Below are 23,420 nucleotides of genomic sequence, written 5' to 3' on the forward strand. Positions count from 1 at the left end.
CAATGGATAGTTTTATTGAAACATCAGCCGATCAGACGATTAAGCGCCTTGACCTTCTTTTTGCTCGGCCACTGCTTTGACTGCCAGTGCAACGTTGCGCATTGGAGCTTGCAGGACGGAGAGAAGCATGGACAAGAGACCTTCGCGGGAAGGAAGAGTTGCCAGTGCATGAATTTGTTCAGCACCAACTACTTTGCCCTCGATCACGCCACCCTTGATTTCCAGCTTGTCGTTTTTCTTCGCGAATTCAGCAATAACTTTCGCTGGAGCGATGATATCGTCTTTGGAGAACGCCAAAGCGTTCGGGCCAGTCAGATATTGATCCAGTTCAGTCAAGCTTTCTTTTTCAGTAGCCAGACGAGTCAGGGAGTTTTTCAACACCTGGAACTCAACACCAGCTTCACGCAGTTGTTTGCGGAGCTCAGTAACTTGGGCTACAGTCAGACCGCGGTAGTCAGCCACCACTGTGGTTTGGCTCTCGCGGAGCTTGGCTGCGATTTCGTTGATCGCTTGTACTTTCTCTTCACGAATAACGGTTGGACGAATTTCTGCCATTGTTTACACCTCCCGTGCTCTAATCCTAGAAAATGAAGAATGCCCTCGCAGACATCACGAGGGCATAATGCTCTATCGTCAAAGGAAATCAATGTTTCCTCTTTCGTACATTACACGCCTCGGAGGGATATTAAGCGTTACTCTCGCAAGTACCGCACCTTCTGTCTACGGCATATTCTTTTCATCAACAGGGACTATCTTAACAACTTCCCAAAAGGAAGTCAAGTGTCATTATTTTACAGCTACGCGTACGCCAGGGCCCATAGTGGAGCTCAGGGTTACATTTTTCATGTAAACGCCTTTAGCCGCAGCTGGTTTCGCACGGTTCAGTGCTTCAGTCAGAGCTGCCAGGTTCTCAGCCAGCTTATCAGCATCGAAGGATGCTTTTCCGATAGGAGCGTGGATGTTACCTGCTTTGTCTACGCGATACTCAATTTTACCTGCTTTGATTTCGTTAACCGCTTTTGTTACGTCGAAAGTAACAGTTCCGGTTTTAGGGTTTGGCATCAGGCCTTTTGGACCGAGTACACGACCCAATTTACCTACTTCACCCATCATGTCAGGAGTAGCTACTACGACGTCAAAGTCGAACCAGCCACCTTGAATTTTCGCGATCATGTCTGCATCGCCTACGAAGTCAGCGCCAGCAGCTTCTGCTTCTTTTGCTTTTTCGCCTTTAGCGAATACGAGAACGCGTTGTACTTTACCAGTACCGTGTGGCAATACTACAGCGCCACGGATTTGTTGGTCAGCACGTTTAGGATCTACACCCAAACGGAATGCTGCTTCAACTGTTTCGTCGAATTTAGCAGTAGCTGCTTTTTTAACCAGCTCAATGCCTTCAACTACTTCGTATACTTTGTTTTTATCAACGAGCTTTACAGCCTCTTGATATTTCTTACCTTTTTTTGCCATGATTTAAATCTCCCTTCAATGTGGTCGTAGCGGTTAATCCTCCCACAGACAGGGGGGCACAACGTCTGTGCCCCCTTGCACTCAAGACAATTAGTCTTCGATTACGATACCCATGGAACGTGCAGTACCTTCCACCATGCGCATAGCCGCTTCCACGGATGCAGCATTCAGGTCAGGACGTTTCAGTTCAGCGATTTCGCGAACTTTATCACGTTTCAGCGTAGCAACTTTTGTTTTGTTCGGTACGCCGGATCCGGACTCGATACCAGCAGCTTTCTTCAACAGAACTGCAGCTGGAGGAGTTTTTGTAATAAAAGTGAAAGAGCGGTCTTCAAACACGGTGATTTCCACCGGAATGATCATGCCAACTTCGCTTTCTGTACGTGCATTGAATTCTTTACAGAACCCCATGATGTTTACACCAGCTTGACCGAGAGCCGGACCTACTGGAGGTGCAGGATTCGCTTTACCTGCTGGGATTTGTAATTTAATTACGCGGATAACCTTCTTAGCCACGTAAGACACCTCCTTACTTCACATGTGGTTATTACGGGGGAATGCCCCCTCCCACCTTATTAAGAAAGTCTCGTAAAAGACTTTCGATCTATAGTGAGAGTGCAAGAAACCCCAGATATTGTTGTGGGATTGTTAAAACAAAATGAAATGTACCACATAGCGCGATACTTTTCAAGTTGAATCCTAATCCAATTTTTGAACTTGTGTAAAGTCTAGCTCCACCGGTGTTTCGCGACCGAAGATGTCCACCAATACGCGAACCTTCTGTCTGTCCGGGTAAATCTCGATAATCTCCCCGGTGCGATTAGAAAATGGACCATCTGTGACGCGCACCATATCGCGGAGAGCAAAATCGACTCTGATCTTGGGAATTTCGATCCCCATTTGCTTGAGAATCGTATCGGCCTCTTCAGGACGCAGCGCTGTCGGCTTGGAGCCAGCGCCCGTGGATCCGACAAAGCCGGTAACCCCAGGAGTGTTTCGCACGACATACCAAGAGTCGTCCGTCATCACCATTTCAACAAGGACGTATCCAGGAAAAACCTTTTTCGTGACGGTGCGCTTTTTGCCATCCTTAGTCTCCACTTCTTCCTCAGTGGGAACGAGAACGCGAAAGATCTTATCTTCCATGCCCATCGACTCGACGCGCTTCTCCAGGTTCGTCTTAACCTTGTTTTCGTAACCTGAGTACGTATGAACGACATACCATGCTTTTTCCATATCCACCAGGACGTTAACCGTCCGTCCCTCCTAAGACTTGCAAAATTACTTTCCTAGAATCAAATCGATCAAGCGCGAGATTCCCAAATCAACGACGAAGAAGAATATTGCCAGAAGCACAACCGTAATGAGAACAACCAGCGTATACGTGGTCAATTCCTTGCGGTTCGGCCAACGGACTTTCTTTAGTTCGGACATTACGTCGCCAAAGAAATCACCGGTACGGCGAAAACTGGCTCCGATTCGTGCTAAAAAACCCACTTTGCCACCCCCTGACTTCGTCGCATCAACCATTACTTCGTCTCGCGATGAAGGGTTTGCTTCTTGTCACGGGAGCAATACTTTTTCAGCTCAACACGTTCAGTAGTGGTTCGCTTGTTTTTTGTGGAGATATAGTTACGCTCGCCACACTCGGTGCACGCCAACGTGATGTTTACTCGCATTTATTGCCACCTCCATCTCATTTCAAACCTGCTATTCGTTAAATGTACTCAATGACAAATAGTACGGGAAAACCGCTACTTTTTCCTGACCATTTCATTCATCAAAGTAACCATAGAACAGAGAGATAAGAGTCTATGGCTACCTAAATAAATTTATCATACCGAAATACCCATGTCAAACAAAATGACTTGACAAAAAGAAGGGCTTTTGCTTCCATATTCACCCGAAGTCTCGTTATGTACAAAGCTTTTTGGCCCCAATGACGCGAAAAAACAAAAAGAGATTCCCTGTTTTACAGATGAATCTCTCTGCCTTCCAGATAGCGCTCCAGCTTGCGCTTGACGCGTTGCAACGCATTATCGATAGATTTGACATGGCGCTTTAGCTCAACGGCAATTTGCTGATAGGATCGTCCATCCAAATAGAGCATCAGCACCTGCCGCTCCAAATCACTTAAAATTTCACTCATTTTCCCTTCGATGTCATCAAACTCTTCGCGATTGATGAACAGCTCTTCGGGATCGGTTACTTTGGTTCCGGAAATCACATCAAGCAGCGTACGGTCAGAATCCTCGTCGTAAATAGGCTTGTCCAGCGAAACGTACGAATTGAGCGGAATGTGCTTCTGCCTGGTCGCCGTTTTGATCGCCGTGATGATTTGACGGGTAATGCAAAGCTCGGCAAATGCCTTGAACGACGTGAGCTTGTCGCCTCTGAAGTCGCGAATGGACTTGTACAGACCAATCATGCCTTCTTGTACAATGTCTTCGCGGTCAGCCCCAATAAGAAAATAGGATCTCGCTTTGGCACGCACAAAGTTCTTGTATTTGTTGATCAAATACTCCAGAGCTTCGGCATCATTATCGCGAACCAGGTCGACTACTTCTTCGTCGGTCATTAGTTCATATTGGGCATGTTTTAACTCCTTGAGGTCAACGCTCACAAATGATCCCTCCGCCAACCGGTTTCTCCATAGATGACGCTATTATACATGATGCCATAAAAAAGCGTCAACCGAATCCAAGTTATTCCCTTCTCCATTTTTCGAATATTTTCGCTATTTCGTCATTCAGCACAACCCGTTTGGAGAAGCGTTCTTCATGCGTTTTTTGAACCTGTTGCTTGATTTCCTTGCCTGCGTTTTCCATGTCCAGCAATAACTCCCTCGCGGATTTGCGCAAGGCTCCCTGTCCAAAAATAACACGTTGGGATGTGTAGTCAGAAGTCGCTACATAAATTTGTCGATTTTTTTGGTTAAATTCGGAGACAAGCTGTTCAATTTTCTCGTCAGCCGTCTCCTTTTTCTTCGTGAAATAAATTTCAACCAGAAAGTCTTCCATCTGCCGACCGATACCCGGGACGTTGTACGCGTCGAACACGATAATCACTTTTGTCCCGGTATAGCTTTGGTACTCTGCCATTTGGGAGATTAACAGATCGCGCGCCTCAGCCATCCGTTCCTGATCCTTCAAAACGCGCAGCTCTGGCCAGGCACCGATGATATTGTAGCCGTCTACGATCAACAGCTGCTTGGCTTTTCTTTTTGCCATTTTACTTCACCCGCGTCGGAAGTGGACTCCTGGAGCGATATACTTCATACATCAACAAAGCAGCAGCTACAGAAGCGTTCAGAGAGGTCACATTTCCCGCCATCGGAAGGCTGTAAAGGAAATCACAGTTTTCCCGTACGAGGCGACTCATCCCTTTTCCTTCGCTGCCGATGACGATTGCGAGCGGCATCGTGTAATCGCCCTGGCGGAAGTCCTGCTTGGCACTCGCGTCTGTTCCTGCAATCCAGACTCCCCGTTCTTTCAATTCCTCCATCGTGCGCACGAGATTGGTGACGCGCGCAACCGGCACGTAATTGATTGCTCCGGCAGAAGCTTTTGCCACTGTTGCGGTCAGGCTGACCGATCTGCGCTTCGGAATGACTACTCCATGCGCTCCCACAGCATCCGCCGTACGCATGATCGAGCCGAGGTTATGCGGGTCCTCCAGCTCGTCCAGCAGCAAAATAAACGGCTGCTCGCCTTTTTCCTCTGCCCGTTTCAAAATATCGTCCACTTCCACATAATCATAAGCAGCTACCGATGCCACAACTCCCTGGTGGTTGTCCGTCGATACGAGCTGATCCAGCTTTTTGCGGTTGGCTGTCGTCACGATGACCCCGTTCTCTTTTGCCAAAGCAAAAACGGGTGCCATCAGATTTTTGTTGGTCCCTTCCGCAACCCAGATTTTATTGATAGTGCGCCCGGACCGCAGCGCTTCAATGACGGGGTTTTTCCCCAAAATCCACTCTTCACTCATGCCTTACTCTCCTTCCACAATAGCAAACGCCTGTTGCACAATTTCTGCGATCCGCTCTTCTTTTCCGCACAAATACAAGTAGCCAATCAGCGCTTCAAAGGCCGTGGCATGCCGATAGTCGATAATGTCGGCATTTTTGGCGGTAGAACCAGACTTCGCATTCCGTCCCCGCTTCACCACATTCAACTCATCCTCCGGCAATGTCGGCATCAGCGTAAGCAGCACATTGGCCTGTGCCTTGGCTGACACGTAACGATTGGCCGCCTTGTGGAGCTGGTTAGGTTTAACCAGCCCCTTGGCGATCAGATGGTACCGCACGCAATGCGCATAGGTAGCATCGCCCAGAAAGGCGAGCACGAGTGGATTTGTCAGGTTGGGATCTCGGGTCAATTCTTCTTTTTGCATCTTGTTTCTTCGGCCCCTTATTTTCGGCGCCAGCGAACACCTTGTGGCGTGTCCTCAAGCACGATTCCTTTTGCCGCGAGCAAATCGCGAATTTCGTCAGAACGGGCAAAGTTTTTCGCTTTGCGCGCCTCTGTGCGCTCTGCGATCAATGCGTCAATCTCGCTGTCCAACAGCTCTTGCTCTTCTGCAACGATCAGCCCAAGAACCTCTGTCAACTCCACGATCAGCTCCATGTAAGCGCGCACCTCGGCCGCCCCTACATTTTGATGGCGCAAGTACAGGTTCGCTTCCTTCACCACATCGAAAATGACAGTGATCGCGTTCGCTGTATTGATGTCGTCGTCCATTTCGGCGATGAACCGATCCCGCAATTCCGAAATGATACGCGCCTGCTCCCCGGATTGTCCGTTCGGCTCTTCTTCCCTTGCCGTATCCAGACGGTGGGAGAGGTTTGTATACGCTGTTTTGATGCGATCAAGGCCGTTCGCCGCTTGTTCAAGCAATTCGTAGCTGAAATTGATCGGGTTGCGGTAGTGCCCCTGGAGCATGAAAAAGCGGATCAGCTGGCCTCCGAACTTCCCTACCAGATCGCGGGCAAGCAAAAAATTGCCGAGGGATTTGGACATTTTTTCGTTGTCGATGTTGAGCATCCCGTTGTGCAGCCAGTAGCGGGCAAACACTTTTCCGGTAAAGCATTCGGATTGGGCAATCTCATTTTCATGGTGCGGGAACACAAGATCGGTTCCACCCGCGTGGATGTCAATTTCCTCGCCCAAGAACTTCAGCGCCATAGCCGAGCATTCGATGTGCCAGCCTGGTCTGCCGTCTCCCCACGGGCTGCTCCACGTAACTTCTCCTGGCTTGGCAGCTTTCCAGAGCACGAAGTCGAGCGGATGTTCCTTTTTCTCGTTGATCTCGACGCGAGCGCCTGCCTGCAAATCGTCCAGCGGCTGGTGAGAAAGTTTTCCGTATTCCTGAAAACGTCCGGTGCGGAAGTACACGTCTCCCTCACTCTCGTACGCATAGCCTTTTTCGATCAGCCCTTCGACAAACGAAATGATTTCCGGGATCGTTTGCATCACGCGCGGCTGAATGTCAGGCGGCAGAACATTCAATGTGCCGAGGTCTTGGTTGTATCCATCTGTGTAACGGTCAGCCACTTCCTTGACGGTCGTTCCTTCCTCGTTCGCCACCCGAATCAGCTTGTCGTCCACATCCGTGATATTTTGTACAAAAGTCACTTCATAACCGCGATACTTCAAATAACGGCGAAGCGTGTCGAAAACAATAGCCGGACGAGCATTTCCGATGTGAATGTAATTGTACACGGTCGGGCCGCACACGTACATTTTCACCTTGCCCGGCTCCAAAGGAACGAACGGTTCCTTTCGGCGTGTCATTGTGTTAGTCAGCTGAATGCCCATGGTTCTTTTTATCCTCCCTCAAAAGATCCAATTCTTTGCGCAAATGATCAATTTCCTTTTGCATGAGACGAATCGTGTCTGCAACCGGGTCAGGCATGTTGACGTGGTCCAGATCGTGTTTGACGCGTTTGCCATCCTGAATGACGATGCGCGCCTTGATTCCTACTACGGTCGAATTGGGCGGCACTTCCTGCAAAACGACTGCGCCAGCCCCTATCTTTGAATTATCGCCAATTTTGAAAGACCCCAAAACTTTTGCACCCGTCGCGATAATCACATCGTTGCCGATGGTGGGATGGCGCTTGCCTTTTTCCTTGCCGGTTCCTCCGAGCGTGACACCTTGGTAGATCGTAACATTGTCGCCGATTTCGCATGTTTCCCCGATGACCACGCCCATACCGTGATCGATAAACAATCCGCGGCCAATGCGTGCGCCTGGGTGAATTTCGATCCCTGTGAAAAAGCGAGCGACCTGCGAAACAATCCGCGCGAGTGTACACCACTCGGCCTTCCAGAGCTTGTGAGCAATCCGGTGCCCCCAAATGGCGTGCAAACCTGAATAGGTCATGACAACTTCCAATGCACTGCGTGCTGCCGGGTCTCTTTCAAATACAGCCTGAATGTCATCTTTCATCTGTGCGAACATAGTTGGGTGGCACCTCCTGCCTGGATTTTCTGCTAGATCTAAGGTCGGAAAAATAAAAAACGCCCCTACCCCTTCATCAACACGAAGGGACAGAGACGGGTTATACCGCGGTTCCACTCTGCTTAGATCGCTGTGGCCTCTGGCTAAAAACGGCCAGACAAACGATCTCGCTCTACATCCCGATAACGGCGGGAACCGATGTCACCTACTGGTGTCGTCCGAAGAGTCCGACATGTTCAGCTCACTGCTCACAGGCGCATTTCCGAACAGGGCACGCTGGATGGTTCTCACCCCACCATCCTCTCTGTAAACGTGTAACCTGACGTACTTCTCCTGATCGTCGCATTCGTTTTATATCATGTGCCTTGTTACAGGCTATTTTCCGTTTTCAATCACACGCTGCGCGCGCGCCAATACTTTGTCACGTCCGAGCAGGAATAAAGTCTCAGCCAAATCGCGGCCATGCGCCTGACCTGTTGTGCCAACGCGTACAGGCATGAACAGCGCCTTTCCTTTGTGGCCTGTTTCCTTTTGCACTTCCTTCAACGCCGCTTTGATGACATCCACATTATATGCATCTTGGGCTGACAGGTGTTTCACAAAAGAAGCGAGGACTTCCGGAAGCTGCGGTTCTTTCAGCACCATTGTCGCTTCTTCATCGTACACCACTTCGTCCAGGAAGAAAAGAGCAGCCAGCGGAACGATTTGTGCACAGTAGGACATTTGCTCCTGGTACAGGGCGACAATGCTGCGTACCCATTCCCGTTTGGCGTCAGACAGCGTCTCTTCGATGAAGCCCGCTTTTTGCAGGTGCGGCACGCACATATCTGTAATCAGATCGAGCGGTTGACGCTTCAGGTAGTAGTTGTTCATCCAGTTCATCTTGGTTGCGTCGAATACAGCCGGCGACTTGCTCACGCGCTCCATGGAGAACAGCTTGACCAAATCATCGATGAGGAAAATTTCCTCTTCGCCGCCTGGCGACCAGCCCAACAGGACGAGGAAGTTCACAATCGCCTCCGGCAAGAAGCCGAGATCGCGATATTGCTCGATGAACTGCAAAATGCTCTCATCACGCTTGGACATCTTCTTGCCGTCCTGATTGAGAATCAGCGCCAAGTGAGCAAAGTCAGGAGCTTCCCAACCGAAAGCTTCGTAGATCATCAGTTGTCGAGGCGTGTTGGACAAATGCTCTTCGCCGCGAATGACGTGGCTGATTTTCATCAGGTAGTCGTCGATTACGACAGCGAAGTTATAGGTAGGGATTCCGTCAGGACGACAGATGACGAAGTCTCCCATTTCGTTCGAGTTGAATATCACCTGTCCGCGGATCAGGTCGTTTACTACGTATTCGCGGTTGTCCGGCACAAGGAAATGAATGGACGGCACGCGGCCTTCCGCTTCATACTGCGCGCGCTGTTCTTCCGTCACATGGCGATGCTTCTCCAAAATCCGCGGAGTCTCCCCGCGCGCCAGTTGCTCTTCGCGCTCTGCATCCAGCTCTTCCTTCGTCGCGTAACAGTAGTAAGCCTTGCCTTCCGCAAGCAGTTGATCGATATATTGGCGGTAAATATCCAATCTCTCGGTTTGGCGGTACGGGCCATAAGGGCCGCCCACATCCGTGCCTTCTTCCCATTCGACTCCGAGCCACTTCAAGTTTTTCATTTGCTCTTCATCGGCATTTTCTTTATTGCGCGTTTGGTCTGTATCCTCGATCCGGACAATAAACGAACCGCCGTGATGTTTGGCAAACAGATAGTTAAAAAGCGCTGTGCGCGCACCGCCGATGTGCAAATGCCCCGTAGGACTCGGCGCATAACGCGTGCGGATTTCTTTCGCCATTGATAGCACCATCCTTGTGAATGTAAAAGGCTATGATCTTTCATGAATACGTTTCTAAGGCTTTATGTTACACCTTGCCCCTTTACTTGACAAGCAAGCATACAGCCTGGGCCGCGATTCCTTCTCCTCTGCCTGTAAAACCGAGCTTTTCCGATGTTGTCGCCTTCACGTTAACCTGGGAAGCATCTTCTGCCTCCAGTACACGAGCGATGACTTCGCACATTTGCGGTATGTAAGGTGCCATTTTGGGAGCTTGCGCGATGATAGTCGCATCGACGTTGCCCAGGCGATAGCCGCGCTCTTTTGCCAGCTTCCACACATGCTCAAGCAACACGACACTGTCCGCTCCTTTGAACGCAGGATCTGTATCAGGGAAATGGCGGCCGATATCGCCTTCGCCAATCGCACCGAGAATCGCGTCACTGATCGCGTGAAGCAGCACATCGGCGTCAGAATGGCCGAGCAGCCCCTTTTCGTACGGAATGGTGATGCCGCCGATAATGCACGGACGGCCTTCTACCAGTTGATGCACGTCAAATCCTTGTCCAATACGCATGAATTACTCTCCCCTTCGCTTTCGCATAATCTCTTCACCCAGCCACAAGTCATCCGGCGTAGTGATCTTGATATTCTCATAGCTTCCCTGCATCACTGAAACCGGATGGCCGAGCCATTCGACCAGCATGGCATCATCCGTACCGAGCTTGCCCGCCTTTTTGGCTGCCTCATGCGCTTCTTGCAGCAAAGACATACGAAAAGCTTGTGGGGTTTGAACCGCCCACAAGCTTTCCCGTGCCGGGGTATCTTCCACAAAGCCTGATGCCCCCACCACTTTTATCGTATCTTTGACAGGTACAGCCATGATCGTAGCCTGATCGCGCTGCACCTGTCTGATCATGTCACTGATCTGCTGCTTGGTAACGAATGGCCTTGCCGCATCGTGAACAAGCACGTAGGTACAGGAGGTTGCCAAGGCAGCCAAACCGTTTCTGACGCTGTCCTGCCGCTCATTGCCGCCCAAGGCGACCGTTACTGGCAAGTTTTCGGCCTTGAGCAAGGCCAGCACGTCAGCGTAGTCCGGCTCGCTCACTACCAGTACGATCTGGTCGATGTCCTGATGCGAGGCGAAAAGGCGAACTGTGTGAGCCAAAATCGGTTCTCCGGCAAGCGGCAACCATAGTTTGTTCCGGTGGCCGCCCATTCTTTTCCCCGAACCGGCAGCAACGATCACGACACCCGTACTCACTTTTTCATTCTCTCCCGTCTTGTGCTTCTCGTCTCTTCTTACAGTGCTCTTTCCAAGAGCTTCGGCTTCGCGAAAATCATTCGTCCCGCAGACGTTTGCAGTACACTGGTGACCAGTACATCCACGTCGTTGCCAATGTATTCGCGTCCGCCTTCCACGACGATCATCGTGCCGTCATCGAGATACGCGACGCCCTGACCGTGCTCTTTTCCATCCTTGATGACCTGCACGTTCATTTCTTCCCCTGGCAAGACGACAGGCTTCACGGCATTCGCCAAATCGTTGATGTTCAATACAGCCACGCCTTGCAATTCGCATACTTTGTTCAGGTTGAAATCGTTGGTGACGACTTTCCCGTTCATGACCTTCGCCAGCTTGATCAGCTTGCTGTCCACTTCGGATACTTCTTCAAAGTCGCCTTCCCAGATTTGAACCTTGACCTTCATTTCCTTCTGAATCTTGTTGAGAATATCCAAGCCTCGACGGCCGCGATTTCGTTTCAGTACATCAGAAGAATCGGCAATGTGTTGCAGTTCCTCCAGGACAAAGCCCGGAATGACCAGTACGCCCTCCAAAAAGCCCGTACGGCAAATATCTGCAATGCGTCCGTCAATAATGACGCTCGTGTCCAAAATTTTGTGCTCGACATTTGTTGCTGTTGCAGCCTGTTCCTTTTTCTTATCCTTGCGTCCAATCGAGAAAACCGACATAATCTCGTCCCGCTTGCGAAATCCTACCTGAAAGCCCAGATAGCCAAGCAACCCGGAAACAACCAGCGGCAACAGATCACCTATTACCGGAAACGGAATTTTACTGATGGGCAGGAATAATAAAAAGGCAACAATAAGACCACTAATCAACCCCATCGCTCCGAACATCACGTCAACAATCGGCATTTTGACGAGAGTCTCTTCTCCCCAGCGAACTACTTTCAAGACGTAGTCCAAAAGCCAATTAGCTAAAAAGAAGAACAGAATGGCACCAAGTACCGCCCCAATATATTGCGCTCCACCAACTACTCCAAAATTCAAAAGCGGGTTAAGCAGCGAAAACAGTTCGGCACCGTATTGGTAGCCCAAGCCACCGCCAACCAAGACAAAAAAGATTTTTCCTATGCGGCGTACCATGCCTTCACCTCCTTTTATTAATATAGACAGAAGCCTTTGAGTAAAACCCTGTAACTTTCCAAATAGCGAAATTGCTTCATTGTCGCTTTCCCTCACTATAGCAAAAATGATTTTACCATGTCAAATAGCCAAAAATTTTAACATAGTTGTCATTTTCCCGTCAACCTCAAACACCTGTTTCCTTCTCGGGCAAATTGACAGCGACCAGACTCCCTTCTTATAATGGCAGTAACACAATGAGCGAAAATTGTGACGATACGATCAGCCTAAAGCAGAGGTGAATTGATATGGACAAACGAAATGTAGACGACTTTCAAACGCAAGTATCAGAGCTTTTGATCCGACATCGAAGCGTACTGGACGTCATGTCCAAAGTTCAGGAGACGGCATCTCGCATCAATCGCTCCCTGACCAAAGCCATCACCGAATGCGGTTGTGTTGAAGTGGTAGCCAAAAAGCAAAGTTACGATTCCAGCAAAAACCTGGAGGAGAACAAGTCCCACCTGGACACTCACTTTAACGGCCCACTATGCGAGCATTGTCGCGATGTAGTCACAGCAGAGCTTGGCAAAAATCTTTTTTACCTGACCGCCTTGTGCAACATCACAGACATCAAGCTGGAAGACGTCCTGCAAAAAGAGGCAAACCGGCTGAATACCCTGGGCGTGTTCAATCTTTCTTAACCCCACACTCGTATTACGAATGAACCCTACGAAAAGTTGCATACAAAAACGAAAAACCCGCACATCGAAGTGCGGGTTTTTTCATTGTCTGGCTTATTCAAATGGCACAGATTCTTCTTCTTTGTTTTTCCGCTTGCGTAATTTTTTGACGAGAAAGTCAACGTTTTTTTTTATTCCGTACAGGGCGTAAAAGGCAAGCGGCAAGAAGACGATCTTCGGAAACTGTTGCGGATACTTGATCGCAACAACGACGACGATGGCGATAATAATGGGCGTAATCCAGTAAGCGGATTTTGGAATCCCGACCTTTTTGAAGTTGGGATACTTGACCTTCGATACCATGAGGAAGGCGAGGAGCAGCATGCTCACTGCAAGCAGTACCGGGTTGAAAACCTGGTGATAAAGCGCAAGAGTCGCCAGCACACCACCGGCAGCTGTGATTGGCAATCCGATGAAATATCCCGGAACCCCGGCCTGGACGTTGAATCTCGCCAGACGGAGCGCCCCACAGATCGGGAAGATGGCCGTAATGAGAATCCCCAGCAGATCGAAGTGCTGAAGGACAACAACATACATGATGAAAGCCGGAGCTATCCCAAACGTAATGACGTCAGAAAGCGAATCGAGTTCCTTTCCAAACTCACTTTGCGCATTCAACATACGAGCGACGCGTCCATCCAACCCGTCGGCCAGCATGCCGATGATCACCGTGATCGCCGCATAATCGACGTAATGATCTCCTCGAAACGCAAGAATAATTGCCAAGACTCCCAGAAACAAGTTGCTTACGGTTAGCATGTTCGGCAACGATTTCACGAACATAGACTACCTCCTGATTTCTTTTGCATGAGGAGACAGTGTATCCTGTCAAGCTGACTTTCGCTTTCAAGTCCCCTGGGCAAATGTTGAATAACAAATAATGCCTTTATCCTATTCTACTTTAAATGTGCCTGTCAATGAACACTTGTTCCTGAATCCGTTTCAGACCCTCTTTGATCGCCCTGGCCCGCACCTCTCCAATCCCCTCTACTTCGTCTAATTCCTGAATCGTTGCCATCATAATTCTGGGCAAATAATGGAAATGTGCGACGAGGTTTGTGATGATAGAAATTGGCAATCTGGGGATTTTGTACAAAATTCTGTAGCCCCTGGGCGACACCGACTCCTCCAGCATGCTGGCGCTTGCCGAAAATCCGAGAACGCGCAGGAAAGACCCCAACTCCAGCACTTCCTCCGAGCTTAGCTTTTTCATTTCGCCCAGTACAAGCTCAGGAGCGTAAGACGAATCTTTGGCGTAATCGCGAATAAGCATGTGCGCTTCTTCGCCAATATTCGACACAAGCTCCTCCAATTGCATGCTGACAAGTCTGCCTTCGACACCAAGTTCACATATGTACTTGGAAACTTCCGTCTTGATCCGAAGCACCATCTCGATCCGCTGCAGCACAGAAGCAACTTCATGCAGGGTGACCAGTTCCTCAAATTCCAGAGCGCCCAGGTTGGTCATCGTCTGATCCAGCACGGCCTTGTATTTTTCCAGGGTGGACACAGCCTGATTGGCCTTGGCTAAAATGACGCTGATTTCATTCAGCACATAGCGGAAATTCCCTTGATACAACGTGATGACATTGCGTCGTTGCGATATGGCGATGACCAGGTAGTTGGTGTGGATGGCCGTTCGTTGCGCCGTCCGATGTCGCGTCCCTGTCTCGCTGGTATGGATGGATGCCGGCGGGAACAGTTGCGTATTGGCGTACAAAATTCGCTTGGCGTCTTCACTTACTATAATCGCCCCATCCATCTTCGCCAATTCATACAAATGGGCAGGAGAAAAATCGCAATTGATGGAAAAACCGCCATCGACGATTTGCTTCATTTCCGGTCCGTAACCGACGACGATCAGGCCGCCGGTTTTTGCGCGCAAAACATTTTCCAGCCCTTCACGAAGCTGCGTTCCGGGTGCGACCAAACGAAGCACATCGCCGAACAGCGGAGTTCTTTTGGTGTTCTCCTGCATATCCCGCCCTTACCTCCTTATCACCTCGTTCAAAGCATCTGCGATATTGCTGACCCCGATCACCTGAATATCGTCAGGAGCATCCAGGCCGCGAATATTTTTCTCCGGGATGATTACGCGTTTGAAGCCGAGCTTATGCGCTTCCCGCACGCGCTGTTCGATGCGCGATACGCCACGCACCTCTCCCGTCAGACCGATTTCCCCGATCACCACGTCATGCGGATTCGTGGCGTGGTCGCGGAAGCTGCTGGCAATGCTGACCGCGATCGCCAAGTCGACAGCAGGCTCATCCAAGCGGACGCCCCCTGCGACATTGACATACGCGTCCTGATTTTGCAGCATCATCCCCATGCGCTTTTCCAAAACAGCCATGATCATCGCCACACGCTGATGGTCGACGCCTGTAGCCATTCTGCGCGGCGTAACGAAGCTGGTTGGGGCTACGAGTGCCTGAAGCTCGACCAGGACGGGACGAGTGCCCTCCATGCTCGCTACGACGGTGGAGCCTGCCACGCCAAAAGGACGTTCGGCCAGAAAAATTTCCGAAGGGTTTGCCACCTCTTCCAGACCGCGATCTTTCATCTCGAAAATGCCGATCTCGTTTGTCGAACCGAATCGATTTTTGACAGCACGCAGGATTCGGAACGTATTGTGGCGCTCGCCCTCAAAATAAAGGACCGCGTCCACCATATGCTCAAGCATGCGCGGACCTGCAATCGAACCTTCTTTGGTCACGTGGCCGACAATAAAGGTTCCGATCCCTTTGCCTTTGGCGATGCGCATCAGTTGAGCGGTAGCCTCACGCACCTGTGCGACACTTCCGGCTGCGGATTGAACCGTAGGATGGAAGACTGTCTGGATCGAGTCAATGATCAATACGTGAGGGTCTACTTGATTAATATGCTGCTCGATCAAATCCAAATCATTTTCTGCCAACACAAACATCGGGGGGGTTTGCATATGCAGGCGATCAGCGCGAAGCTTGATTTGTTTTGCCGACTCCTCGCCTGATACGTACAGCACTTTGGCCCCTTTATGAGCCAAGGCAAAAGAGGTCTGCAACAGCAATGTAGATTTCCCGATACCCGGATCGCCGCCGACCAGTATAAGGGAGCCTGGTACCAGCCCGCCGCCGAGAACACGGTTCAACTCTCCGATCGTCGTGTCCATGCGCGGTTCTTCTGCACTGGCGACCTGCGTCAAAGGAATAGCCGCCTGACGCGTACCGCCGCTGATTCCTTCATGACGAGGGGCTGCTTTCACTGTCACTTCCTCGACCAACGTGTTCCAACTGCCGCAGCCAGGGCATTTTCCCATCCACTTAGGCGATTCATAGCCACATTCTTGACACGCGTATTTCGTTTTATACTTTGACATAATCGCACCCTCACTTGGAATTTCTTTTCTACTTTTATCATAGTTACGCATTGAAAAAAAGAATACCTCCCAGAACAGGAGGCATTCTCTGCTATTTTGTGCTTACGATTTAGTTTTTTCCAGTCGCTTGACAACCAGCTTGCCATCTTCGGCTTCGATGTTGACCGTATCGCCTTTGCTGATGTTGCCTTTGAGCAGTTCTTCCGACAAATTGTCTTCGATATGGCGCTGGATGGCACGACGCAACGGACGCGCACCGTATGCCGGGTCGAAGCCCTCTTTTGCCAGCAGCTTTTTGGCTTCCTCGGTCAGTTGGAAGTCGATGCTCTGCTCTTTCAAACGCTTGCGCAGCTCGTCGGTCATCAAGGACACGATTTGCTCGATGTGCTCCTGCTCCAGGGAGTGGAACACGATCACTTCATCAATACGGTTCAGAAATTCAGGGCGGAAGCTCTTTTTCAGCTCATCCATGACTTTGTCTTTCATATCCTGATATTTCTTCTCGGTGTCGTTGGTAGTGAAACCGAGTGTCGTATTTTTCTTGATCATGCTTGCACCTACGTTGGAGGTCATGATCACGACGGTGTTGCGGAAGTCTACTGTGCGTCCTTTGGAATCAGTCAATCGGCCGTCATCCAGCACCTGGAGCAAAATGTTGAATACATCCGGGTGCGCTTTTTCGATCTCATCCAGCAGGATGACCGAGTAAGGCTTGCGCCGCACTTTTTCCGTCAGCTGACCGCCTTCGTCAAAGCCTACATACCCTGGAGGAGCCCCTACGAGACGTGCTGTAGAGTGTTTTTCCATGTACTCGGACATGTCGACGCGGATCATGGCGTCTTCATCTCCAAACAGTGTCTCAGCTACAGCGCGAGCGAGTTCGGTTTTCCCTACACCTGTAGGGCCGAGGAAAATAAACGAACCGATTGGACGTTTCGGGTCCTTCAAGCCAGCGCGGGCACGGCGGATCGCTCGGGAAATCGATTTGACCGCTTCGTCCTGGCCGATAACACGGTCGTGCAAAATATCTTCCATTTTCAACAGGCGCTCTGTTTCTTCTTCCTTCAGCTTCAACACCGGAATACCAGTCCAGCTGGCTACCACAGTGGCGATGTCCTCAGGAGTTACTTCCATGTTCAACTGGCCTTGACGCTCTTTCCAGTCTTTTTTCGTTTTGTCGAGTTCCTCGCGCAGCTTCTGCTCCTGATCACGGAGTGCAGCTGCCTCTTCAAACTCCTGCGATTGCACGGCAGCGTCTTTTTCCTTGCGCACTTCTTCCAGACGCCCTTCCAGCTCCTTGAGGTTAGGCGGGACGGTGAACGATTGCAAGCGCACTTTGGAAGCCGCCTCATCGACGAGGTCGATTGCTTTGTCAGGGAGGAAACGATCGGTAATATAACGGTCAGACAGCTTCACTGCCTGCTCGATAGCTTCGTCGGTAATTTTCACACGGTGGTGGGCTTCGTAACGGTCGCGCAAGCCGTGCAGGATGCGAATCGCGTCCTCGGCAGTCGGCTCATCCACCTGAATCGGTTGGAAGCGACGCTCCAGCGCGGCGTCTTTTTCGATGTACTTGCGGTATTCGTCCAGGGTGGTTGCCCCTACGCACTGGAGTTCACCGCGAGCCAGCGCCGGCTTGAGGATGTTGGAAGCGTCGATTGCGCCTTCCGCTCCGCCAGCCCCGATCAGCGTGTGCAGCTCATCGATAAACAGGATGATGTTTCCTGCCTGGCGAATTTCGTCCATGATTTTTTTCAGGCGGTCTTCAAACTCACCGCGATATTTGGTTCCCGCCACTACTGTTCCCATATCCAGCGTCATGACGCGCTTGTCGCGGAGAGTTTCGGGAATCTCGTTGTTCACGATTTTTTGAGCCAGACCTTCTGCAATGGCCGTTTTCCCCACACCAGGCTCCCCGATCAAGACAGGGTTGTTCTTGGTGCGTCTGCTAAGTACCTGAATCACACGCTCGATTTCTTTTTGGCGGCCAATGACAGGATCGAGCCCGCCATCGCGTGCAATCGCAGTCAAGTCCCGTGCCAGACCGTCCAGAGTAGGCGTATTCGCTGCCGGATTGCCGCCGGAAGGCTGATGCGACGCCATCATTTCGGAGCTTCCCAGCAATTGCAGCACCTGCTGGCGCGCCTTGTTCAGACTGACTCCCAAGTTGTTCATGATTCTCGCAGCGATGCCTTCGCCTTCGCGGATCAGGCCGAGCAAAATGTGCTCTGTTCCTACGTAAGTATGGCCGAGCTTGCGCGCTTCATCCATGGACAGTTCAATTACTTTTTTCGCACGAGGTGTATAGTTTGGGGTGTAATTACTACCGGACTGCTCTGTTCCCCGTCCGATCAACGACTCCACTTCGCTCTGGATTTTATCGAGACCAAGCCCGAGCGATTGCAATGCCTTGGCAGCAATACCCTCGCCTTCCCGAATCAGTCCCAGCAGTACATGCTCAGTCCCAATATCCTTGTGGCCGAGACGCACCGCCTCTTCCAGGGCAAGCGCCAGTACCTTTTGTGCTCGTTCTGTAAAACGTCCAAACATCATATCGTACACCTCCGTGTAACCATGTTTTTTCTCTATAGGTTAACTGCTGTGATGCCTTATGTCTGAGAAACAATCAAGCTGAGCCCGTCGTACTGAGCCTCTCCCGAATCAGCCGAGCCCTTCTCTCGTCCCGCTGGTCTGGCGTCAACTTTTGCCCTGCATGCTGCTGCAAGAAGCCAGGCTGGGTTGTTACCAACAGCTCGTTCATCACCAGTGGCGATACTCCCGAGATAATGCCCAGGTCAATGCCAAGGCGCACATCGGAGAGGCGTTGAGCTGCTTCCTTGGACTCCACAGTGCGTGCATACATCAAGATGCCGTAGGAACGGAAGATGCGGTCTTCCAAAGATATGCGTGTATGCTCCAGCAAATAAGTACGGGCAACGCGTTCTTGCTCGATAATTTGTCTGGCTACGCCATACAGGTTGGAGAGAATATCGCTTTCCGACATCCCGAGCGTGACTTGGTTGGACAGCTGAAACAGGTTTCCTAGTGCTTCGCTGCCTTCCCCGTAAATTCCTCTAACGACGAGGCCAACCTGATTGATGGCCTGCAAAATTCTGCTGATTTGCTGCGTCATCACCAGTGCTGGCAGATGCAGCATGACGGAAGCCCGGATGCCTGTGCCGACGTTGGTCGGACAGCTTGTAAGGTAGCCTCTCGTCTCGTCGAACGCGAAGTTTAAATTTTTCTCGAAAACATCATCTATTTTTGTTCCTATTTCCCATGCTTCGTTCAGGCGAAACCCCGGCAGCAGCACCTGGATTCGAATATGATCCTCTTCGTTTACCATGATGCTGACCGACTCGTCAGGACTCAACAGCACAGCACCTTTTCGCGATTCCTCCGCCAAGTGAGGGCTAATCAGATGCTTCTCCACCAGCACCCGCTTTTCCAACGGGTTGATCTGGTCCATGTTGAGGACTTGAAGCTGCTGGAGCTTGCGCATGGCCTCCGATTCGCTCACTTCCGTCACCTTTCTGACGACTTCTTCCCCTTGCGAGTCTGTCGCCAGTAACGGAAAAGGGTGCTGGCGCAGGTTTCGGGCGATGCGCAGCCGTGTGCTGATGACGATATCGGAATCAGGACCTTCTCCTTTCATCCAATTGCTCCACGGGTTTTGCATAAACTGCTGTTGTGACATGACCAGCTTACCTCCCCTTGTTACGATTGAGCGATTTTTTGTTCCAGCGCACGTATCCGGTCACGCATCTCTGCCGCTTTTTCAAACTCTTCACTGGCGACATGGTTTTGCAACGCACGCTTTAGTTGTTCCAGCTCTTTGCGGATTTTCAACTGTCCGCCTGTGCGCTCCGGAACCTTGCCGCTATGCTGCGTATTGCCATGGATACGGCGGAACAACGGATCGAGTCGATCGCCCAGGAAGGTGTAGCAATCGCTGCAACCGAAGCGGCCGCTTTTGCTGAACTGGGCATACGTGAGTCCGCAAGTTTCGCAACGGAGCGGCTTACTGGTGGCAGGCTCGCGTCCGTTTTTTTGCATGGGGTCAAATTTTAACAGTCCTGAAAGGAGATTGTTGATGCTGAAATTGTGAAATCCGGTAAAGACGTCCCCTTTTTCGGAAGCGCATTGCTCACAAATATGGTATTCGGTTTTCTCGCCGTTGACGATTTTCGTCAAGTGCAGTGTCGCCGGTCGTTTTCCGCATTCCTCACAGTTCATTACATCCTACCCCCTAACACATACATGCTTCGTTTACTTCAACAAGATAGCCGCAATCATCTGCTTTAAAATATTTGCCCGCAAACGATCTCGCAATTCAGCATCCAAAGTCAAAACATTTCGTGAGGTTGCGATTTTCATCAAGGTCGCTTCCCTGACATTGACCAGTCCTTCTTCGAACAGCCTTTCCACAATCGCGTTCCCCACACTCTGCGAAATGCTTTCTCCAATCAGTTCCTCGGTCAGCAATTCCTGCAATCGCGCCTTGCTCACAATCTGTACCTTGCGAATGCGGATGTAACCCCCGCCTCCACGCTTGCTTTCTACAATGTACCCTTTTTGTACAGTAAATCGCGTGTTGATGACGTAATTGATTTGCGACGGTACACATTGAAATAAGTCGGCAAGCTCACTACGCTGGATCTCGACCGAGCCATTAGGACTTTGTGTCAAAATGCCTTTCAAGTGCTGTTCAATGATGTCCGAGATGTTACGCAAGTCATCGCCTCCTATTCCATATGTGTCATCTACTGACTTTGACTATCTTTGACTTTAATTATAATGGGTTTATGGCGCCCTTGCAAGTGATCCATACACTTTCTAGTGTGGGCAAAATCCGGTCGCTTGAAACCATGCAAAACAGTCAGGTGGCGAGCCTTTTGTCGGGCATAAGCGACAAGCGTTGCGCTCTTTTTACGAAAATGTCGGGTTGCTAAGTATGAAAAAAACCACTCCCCTAAAGGAATGGTTATGTCAGGCTCTATGATTTGGTGTCGATCGCTGGCAAATGATCCAGCAATTGCGGGAAATCTGTAATGATCATATCGGCGCCATCCAGCTCTCCCGGTTTGGCAAAGCCAAAGTCGCAACCGATTGTAAACAAGCCGTTTGCTGTCCCGGCCTCGATATCCGAGTGACGATCCCCCACCATGTACGCGTGCGCGATGTCATAGTCAGAGAGGAGCTTTGCCACCAGATCATTTTTCGAGCGCGTACGGAACCTTCCTGCGGAGTACAAATCCGTCAACAGCGGTTTTAGTCCATACTCCTGGCATATGGCCTCGATGTACTCCTCTTGCCCGTTGCTCGCGACAAACAGAGGAATCCCCTGGGCGTGAAGCTGTTCCAGAGTTGACCTCACTCCTGGGTATAAATCGGTCACTTTTTCCTTCAGCAAGGCAATTTCATTTTCCAACAAAAAAGTATCTGCGGCGTGGACTGCTTCTTCACTTGCTCCTGGCAACAGCTTTTGCCAAACTTGCTCGATGGTCATTCCCAGTACATTGACCAGGTCTTCCTCGCTCGGCGTCTCGCCTTGCCACAAGCCTGTTTCTCTCAATCGTTCAAACGTCCGCACAAAGGCGGGCGTCGACAACTTTTCCGTTTGCAGCAATGTGCCATCCATGTCGAAGAAAATAGCAAACGGTATACTCATAGGCAACCTCCTGTCAGTGCTTCCGAGAACATTAGTCTGTTTCAGCCTGCACCATGCTCATGTCGTCCAAAATAAATTCGGCGATGCGCTGAGCGGCATCCGGCTTTGATATTTTTTGTCCCATGCGTCGCATATAGTCAACTTTTGATGGACTGTGCAACAATTCATCGATAAAGTAAATGAGCTGCTCCGACAAATTGGCATGTACAGCACAGCCGTTGTTCAACAGGAAGTGGCTGTTCCGTTCTTCCTGTCCAGGCAACGGGTTGTAAATAATCATCGGCACCCGTTTGCTCATGACCTCGGCTGAGGTCAGTCCGCCAGATTTGGTCACGATTAAATCGGCAACCTCCAGATACTCGTGAAAATTGTTGATAAATTTAAGCGGGACTACCTCGTGACGATAGCTTCTGTTCGTCACTTTTTTGTACAGCTTCTCGTTGGTTCCGGTCAACACAAACGTTTTCAGCGGAAGGTTGATCGCTTCCAGCCCATCGAGGACCTTTTCCATCGAACCAAGGCCAAGACCTCCACCAGAGAGAATAATGCATTTTTGCTCCGGTACAAGTCCAAGCTTTTGCCTGATCTCATTGGCGTCGAGTGGAGTGCGGAATTTATGCATAATAGGAATCCCCATGGGAATGAACTTCTGGTGATCTTGTCGGTAAATATCAACCAGATAGTACAGCTGTTCATGCCCAATGAAGTAGTAATTGATATGATGATTAATCCATGACGGGTGGATCGTATAGTCCGTAATGATTGTATAGATCGGCTCGGTCCAGTCATTTCTGCCCTTCAGTACGGACAGCATACAGCTGGCAAAAGGGTGCGTCGCAATAAACGCGTCCGGCTGAACACTGTTAATCAGTTTCTTCAACTTGTTTGCCAATAACTTATTCATCAGGACGTTCATATCAAAAAAGCGGCTTTTTTCGGTATTATGGTAAATTCTCCCCCACATTTTGGGTGAAAGTCTCAACAAGTTCATGTAACTTTCCAGCAAGATCTTGTGAAATGTGGGACTGATATATTCCAGCGTATCGATGATCATAGATGTACAACCATTCTCAGCCAGGCTTTCCTGCATTGCTCTCGCTGCCTGATTGTGACCGTTACCGATGGAAGCGGAAAAGATTAGAATTTTTTTCATGCCTATTCTCCTTCATAACCTTGCCTCGCCTACTCCAACGCCTGGATCAGGTACCTTCTCATGTTAGTCTACCCCCAGACCGATCTGCAAGAGGGAACTTGTCGGTCGATCGACCTAACTTGTCGACAAAAAATTCACTCGTTACCAATAGGCACTAAAGCTGTCGTACCCTTAAATACAAAAACCTCCTTACCCATTGTTGGGCAAAGAGGTTCGTTTCATTCCCTGAAAACTGAATACGCATGATTGCTAAGCATGTGTGGATAAGTCCTCGACCGATTAGTATTCGTCAGCTCCACGCGTTACCGCGCTTCCACACCGAACCTATCAACCTCATCGTCTATGAGGGGTCTTACCAGCTTGCACTTTGGG

At 50.2% G+C, this 23,420-nt stretch carries 26 protein-coding genes, 1 rRNA gene and 2 other annotated features; of the genes, 1 reads left to right on the forward strand and 26 read right to left on the reverse strand.

Annotated features, from left to right (window positions below; translation table 11 throughout):
* Positions 1 to 39: 39 nt before the first annotated feature.
* The 16 genes from rplJ to EDM60_RS27710 form a co-directional block, all read right to left on the reverse strand.
* Entirely contained in the window at positions 40 to 555 is a 516-nt protein-coding gene (gene rplJ, locus EDM60_RS27635; protein ID WP_063231120.1) for a 50S ribosomal protein L10, read from the reverse strand.
* A 24-nt stretch (positions 556 to 579) separates the two neighbouring features.
* Positions 580 to 744, reverse strand: a sequence feature (ribosomal protein L10 leader region).
* Between the two features lie 42 nt (positions 745 to 786).
* Positions 787 to 1,470 carry a 50S ribosomal protein L1 gene (gene rplA, locus EDM60_RS27640; protein ID WP_122966809.1) on the reverse strand — a complete coding sequence of 228 codons (684 nt, stop codon included), beginning with the start codon at positions 1,468 to 1,470 and terminating at the stop codon, positions 787 to 789.
* Between the two features lie 90 nt (positions 1,471 to 1,560).
* Positions 1,561 to 1,986: a 50S ribosomal protein L11 gene (rplK, locus tag EDM60_RS27645; RefSeq protein ID WP_005828886.1), complete on the reverse strand. Its 426-nt coding sequence runs from the start codon at positions 1,984 to 1,986 to the stop codon at positions 1,561 to 1,563.
* A gap of 183 nt (positions 1,987 to 2,169) precedes the next feature.
* A complete protein-coding gene (gene nusG / locus EDM60_RS27650) occupies positions 2,170 to 2,706 on the reverse strand; it encodes a transcription termination/antitermination protein NusG (RefSeq protein ID WP_063231122.1) in 537 nt (178 codons plus the stop codon).
* Positions 2,707 to 2,751: 45 nt separating this feature from the next.
* Positions 2,752 to 3,000: a preprotein translocase subunit SecE gene (gene secE, locus EDM60_RS27655; protein WP_063231123.1), complete on the reverse strand. Its 249-nt coding sequence runs from the start codon at positions 2,998 to 3,000 to the stop codon at positions 2,752 to 2,754.
* A complete protein-coding gene (gene rpmG, locus EDM60_RS27660; RefSeq protein ID WP_003392018.1) occupies positions 3,000 to 3,149 on the reverse strand; it encodes a 50S ribosomal protein L33 in 150 nt (49 codons plus the stop codon). Before rpmG ends, secE begins: the two co-directional genes overlap by 1 nt.
* 293 nt (positions 3,150 to 3,442) lie before the next feature.
* The gene (sigH, locus tag EDM60_RS27665) at positions 3,443 to 4,093 is read right to left on the reverse strand and encodes an RNA polymerase sporulation sigma factor SigH (protein ID WP_005828894.1); all 651 of its coding nucleotides are present in this window, start codon (positions 4,091 to 4,093) and stop codon (positions 3,443 to 3,445) included.
* 82 nt (positions 4,094 to 4,175) lie between these two features.
* A complete protein-coding gene (locus EDM60_RS27670; RefSeq protein ID WP_122966810.1) occupies positions 4,176 to 4,700 on the reverse strand; it encodes an NYN domain-containing protein in 525 nt (174 codons plus the stop codon).
* A gap of 1 nt (position 4,701) precedes the next feature.
* A complete protein-coding gene (rlmB, locus tag EDM60_RS27675; protein WP_063231125.1) occupies positions 4,702 to 5,457 on the reverse strand; it encodes a 23S rRNA (guanosine(2251)-2'-O)-methyltransferase RlmB in 756 nt (251 codons plus the stop codon).
* 3 nt (positions 5,458 to 5,460) lie between these two features.
* Positions 5,461 to 5,862 (reverse strand): Mini-ribonuclease 3, encoded by a 402-nt coding sequence (locus tag EDM60_RS27680; RefSeq protein WP_063231126.1) that lies wholly within the window; start codon positions 5,860 to 5,862, stop codon positions 5,461 to 5,463.
* Between the two features lie 17 nt (positions 5,863 to 5,879).
* The gene (gene cysS / locus EDM60_RS27685) at positions 5,880 to 7,286 is read right to left on the reverse strand and encodes a cysteine--tRNA ligase (RefSeq protein ID WP_122966811.1); all 1,407 of its coding nucleotides are present in this window, start codon (positions 7,284 to 7,286) and stop codon (positions 5,880 to 5,882) included.
* The gene (gene cysE / locus EDM60_RS27690) at positions 7,267 to 7,932 is read right to left on the reverse strand and encodes a serine O-acetyltransferase (protein WP_063231128.1); all 666 of its coding nucleotides are present in this window, start codon (positions 7,930 to 7,932) and stop codon (positions 7,267 to 7,269) included. Before cysE ends, cysS begins: the two co-directional genes overlap by 20 nt.
* Before the next feature lie 88 nt (positions 7,933 to 8,020).
* Positions 8,021 to 8,282: a binding site (T-box leader), on the reverse strand.
* Positions 8,283 to 8,307: 25 nt separating this feature from the next.
* The gene (gltX, locus tag EDM60_RS27695) at positions 8,308 to 9,774 is read right to left on the reverse strand and encodes a glutamate--tRNA ligase (RefSeq protein ID WP_122966812.1); all 1,467 of its coding nucleotides are present in this window, start codon (positions 9,772 to 9,774) and stop codon (positions 8,308 to 8,310) included.
* Positions 9,775 to 9,856: 82 nt separating this feature from the next.
* Positions 9,857 to 10,330: a 2-C-methyl-D-erythritol 2,4-cyclodiphosphate synthase gene (gene ispF, locus EDM60_RS27700; protein WP_063231130.1), complete on the reverse strand. Its 474-nt coding sequence runs from the start codon at positions 10,328 to 10,330 to the stop codon at positions 9,857 to 9,859.
* A gap of 3 nt (positions 10,331 to 10,333) precedes the next feature.
* Positions 10,334 to 11,020, reverse strand: a complete 687-nt coding sequence (gene ispD, locus EDM60_RS27705; protein WP_122966813.1) for a 2-C-methyl-D-erythritol 4-phosphate cytidylyltransferase — start codon at positions 11,018 to 11,020, stop codon at positions 10,334 to 10,336.
* Between the two features lie 38 nt (positions 11,021 to 11,058).
* Positions 11,059 to 12,147, reverse strand: coding sequence for a PIN/TRAM domain-containing protein (locus EDM60_RS27710; protein WP_122966814.1), 1,089 nt, complete (start codon positions 12,145 to 12,147; stop codon positions 11,059 to 11,061).
* Between the two features lie 287 nt (positions 12,148 to 12,434).
* On the opposite strand from EDM60_RS27710, the gene EDM60_RS27715 reads away from it, so the two are divergent.
* Positions 12,435 to 12,830, forward strand: a complete 396-nt coding sequence (locus EDM60_RS27715) for a nucleoside triphosphate pyrophosphohydrolase family protein (protein WP_063231133.1) — start codon at positions 12,435 to 12,437, stop codon at positions 12,828 to 12,830.
* A 93-nt stretch (positions 12,831 to 12,923) separates the two neighbouring features.
* Here EDM60_RS27715 and pssA read toward each other — a convergent pair whose 3' ends face one another.
* The 10 genes from pssA to EDM60_RS27765 form a co-directional block, all read right to left on the reverse strand.
* Entirely contained in the window at positions 12,924 to 13,652 is a 729-nt protein-coding gene (pssA, locus tag EDM60_RS27720) for a CDP-diacylglycerol--serine O-phosphatidyltransferase (RefSeq protein ID WP_063231134.1), read from the reverse strand.
* A 118-nt stretch (positions 13,653 to 13,770) separates the two neighbouring features.
* Positions 13,771 to 14,847 carry a DNA integrity scanning diadenylate cyclase DisA gene (disA, locus tag EDM60_RS27725; protein ID WP_122966815.1) on the reverse strand — a complete coding sequence of 359 codons (1,077 nt, stop codon included), beginning with the start codon at positions 14,845 to 14,847 and terminating at the stop codon, positions 13,771 to 13,773.
* 9 nt (positions 14,848 to 14,856) lie between these two features.
* On the reverse strand, positions 14,857 to 16,224 hold the full coding sequence (gene radA / locus EDM60_RS27730; protein WP_063231136.1) for a DNA repair protein RadA: 1,368 nt from the start codon (positions 16,222 to 16,224) through the stop codon (positions 14,857 to 14,859).
* 102 nt (positions 16,225 to 16,326) lie between these two features.
* On the reverse strand, positions 16,327 to 18,777 hold the full coding sequence (locus tag EDM60_RS27735) for an ATP-dependent Clp protease ATP-binding subunit (RefSeq protein ID WP_122966816.1): 2,451 nt from the start codon (positions 18,775 to 18,777) through the stop codon (positions 16,327 to 16,329).
* Positions 18,778 to 18,850: 73 nt separating this feature from the next.
* Positions 18,851 to 19,921, reverse strand: a complete 1,071-nt coding sequence (gene mcsB, locus EDM60_RS27740) for a protein-arginine kinase McsB (protein ID WP_122966817.1) — start codon at positions 19,919 to 19,921, stop codon at positions 18,851 to 18,853.
* Positions 19,922 to 19,941: 20 nt separating this feature from the next.
* Entirely contained in the window at positions 19,942 to 20,460 is a 519-nt protein-coding gene (gene mcsA, locus EDM60_RS27745) for a protein-arginine kinase activator protein McsA (protein ID WP_063231139.1), read from the reverse strand.
* Positions 20,461 to 20,493: 33 nt separating this feature from the next.
* Positions 20,494 to 20,958 carry a CtsR family transcriptional regulator gene (locus tag EDM60_RS27750; protein ID WP_063231140.1) on the reverse strand — a complete coding sequence of 155 codons (465 nt, stop codon included), beginning with the start codon at positions 20,956 to 20,958 and terminating at the stop codon, positions 20,494 to 20,496.
* 262 nt (positions 20,959 to 21,220) lie between these two features.
* On the reverse strand, positions 21,221 to 21,895 hold the full coding sequence (locus EDM60_RS27755) for an HAD-IA family hydrolase (RefSeq protein WP_122966818.1): 675 nt from the start codon (positions 21,893 to 21,895) through the stop codon (positions 21,221 to 21,223).
* Between the two features lie 31 nt (positions 21,896 to 21,926).
* Positions 21,927 to 23,048 (reverse strand): MGDG synthase family glycosyltransferase, encoded by a 1,122-nt coding sequence (locus tag EDM60_RS27760; protein ID WP_063231142.1) that lies wholly within the window; start codon positions 23,046 to 23,048, stop codon positions 21,927 to 21,929.
* 259 nt (positions 23,049 to 23,307) lie between these two features.
* Positions 23,308 to 23,420: ribosomal RNA gene (locus EDM60_RS27765) — 23S ribosomal RNA — on the reverse strand; the annotation flags it as partial.

Source organism: Brevibacillus parabrevis (genome assembly GCF_003710905.1).
GTDB lineage: Bacteria > Bacillota > Bacilli > Brevibacillales > Brevibacillaceae > Brevibacillus > Brevibacillus parabrevis.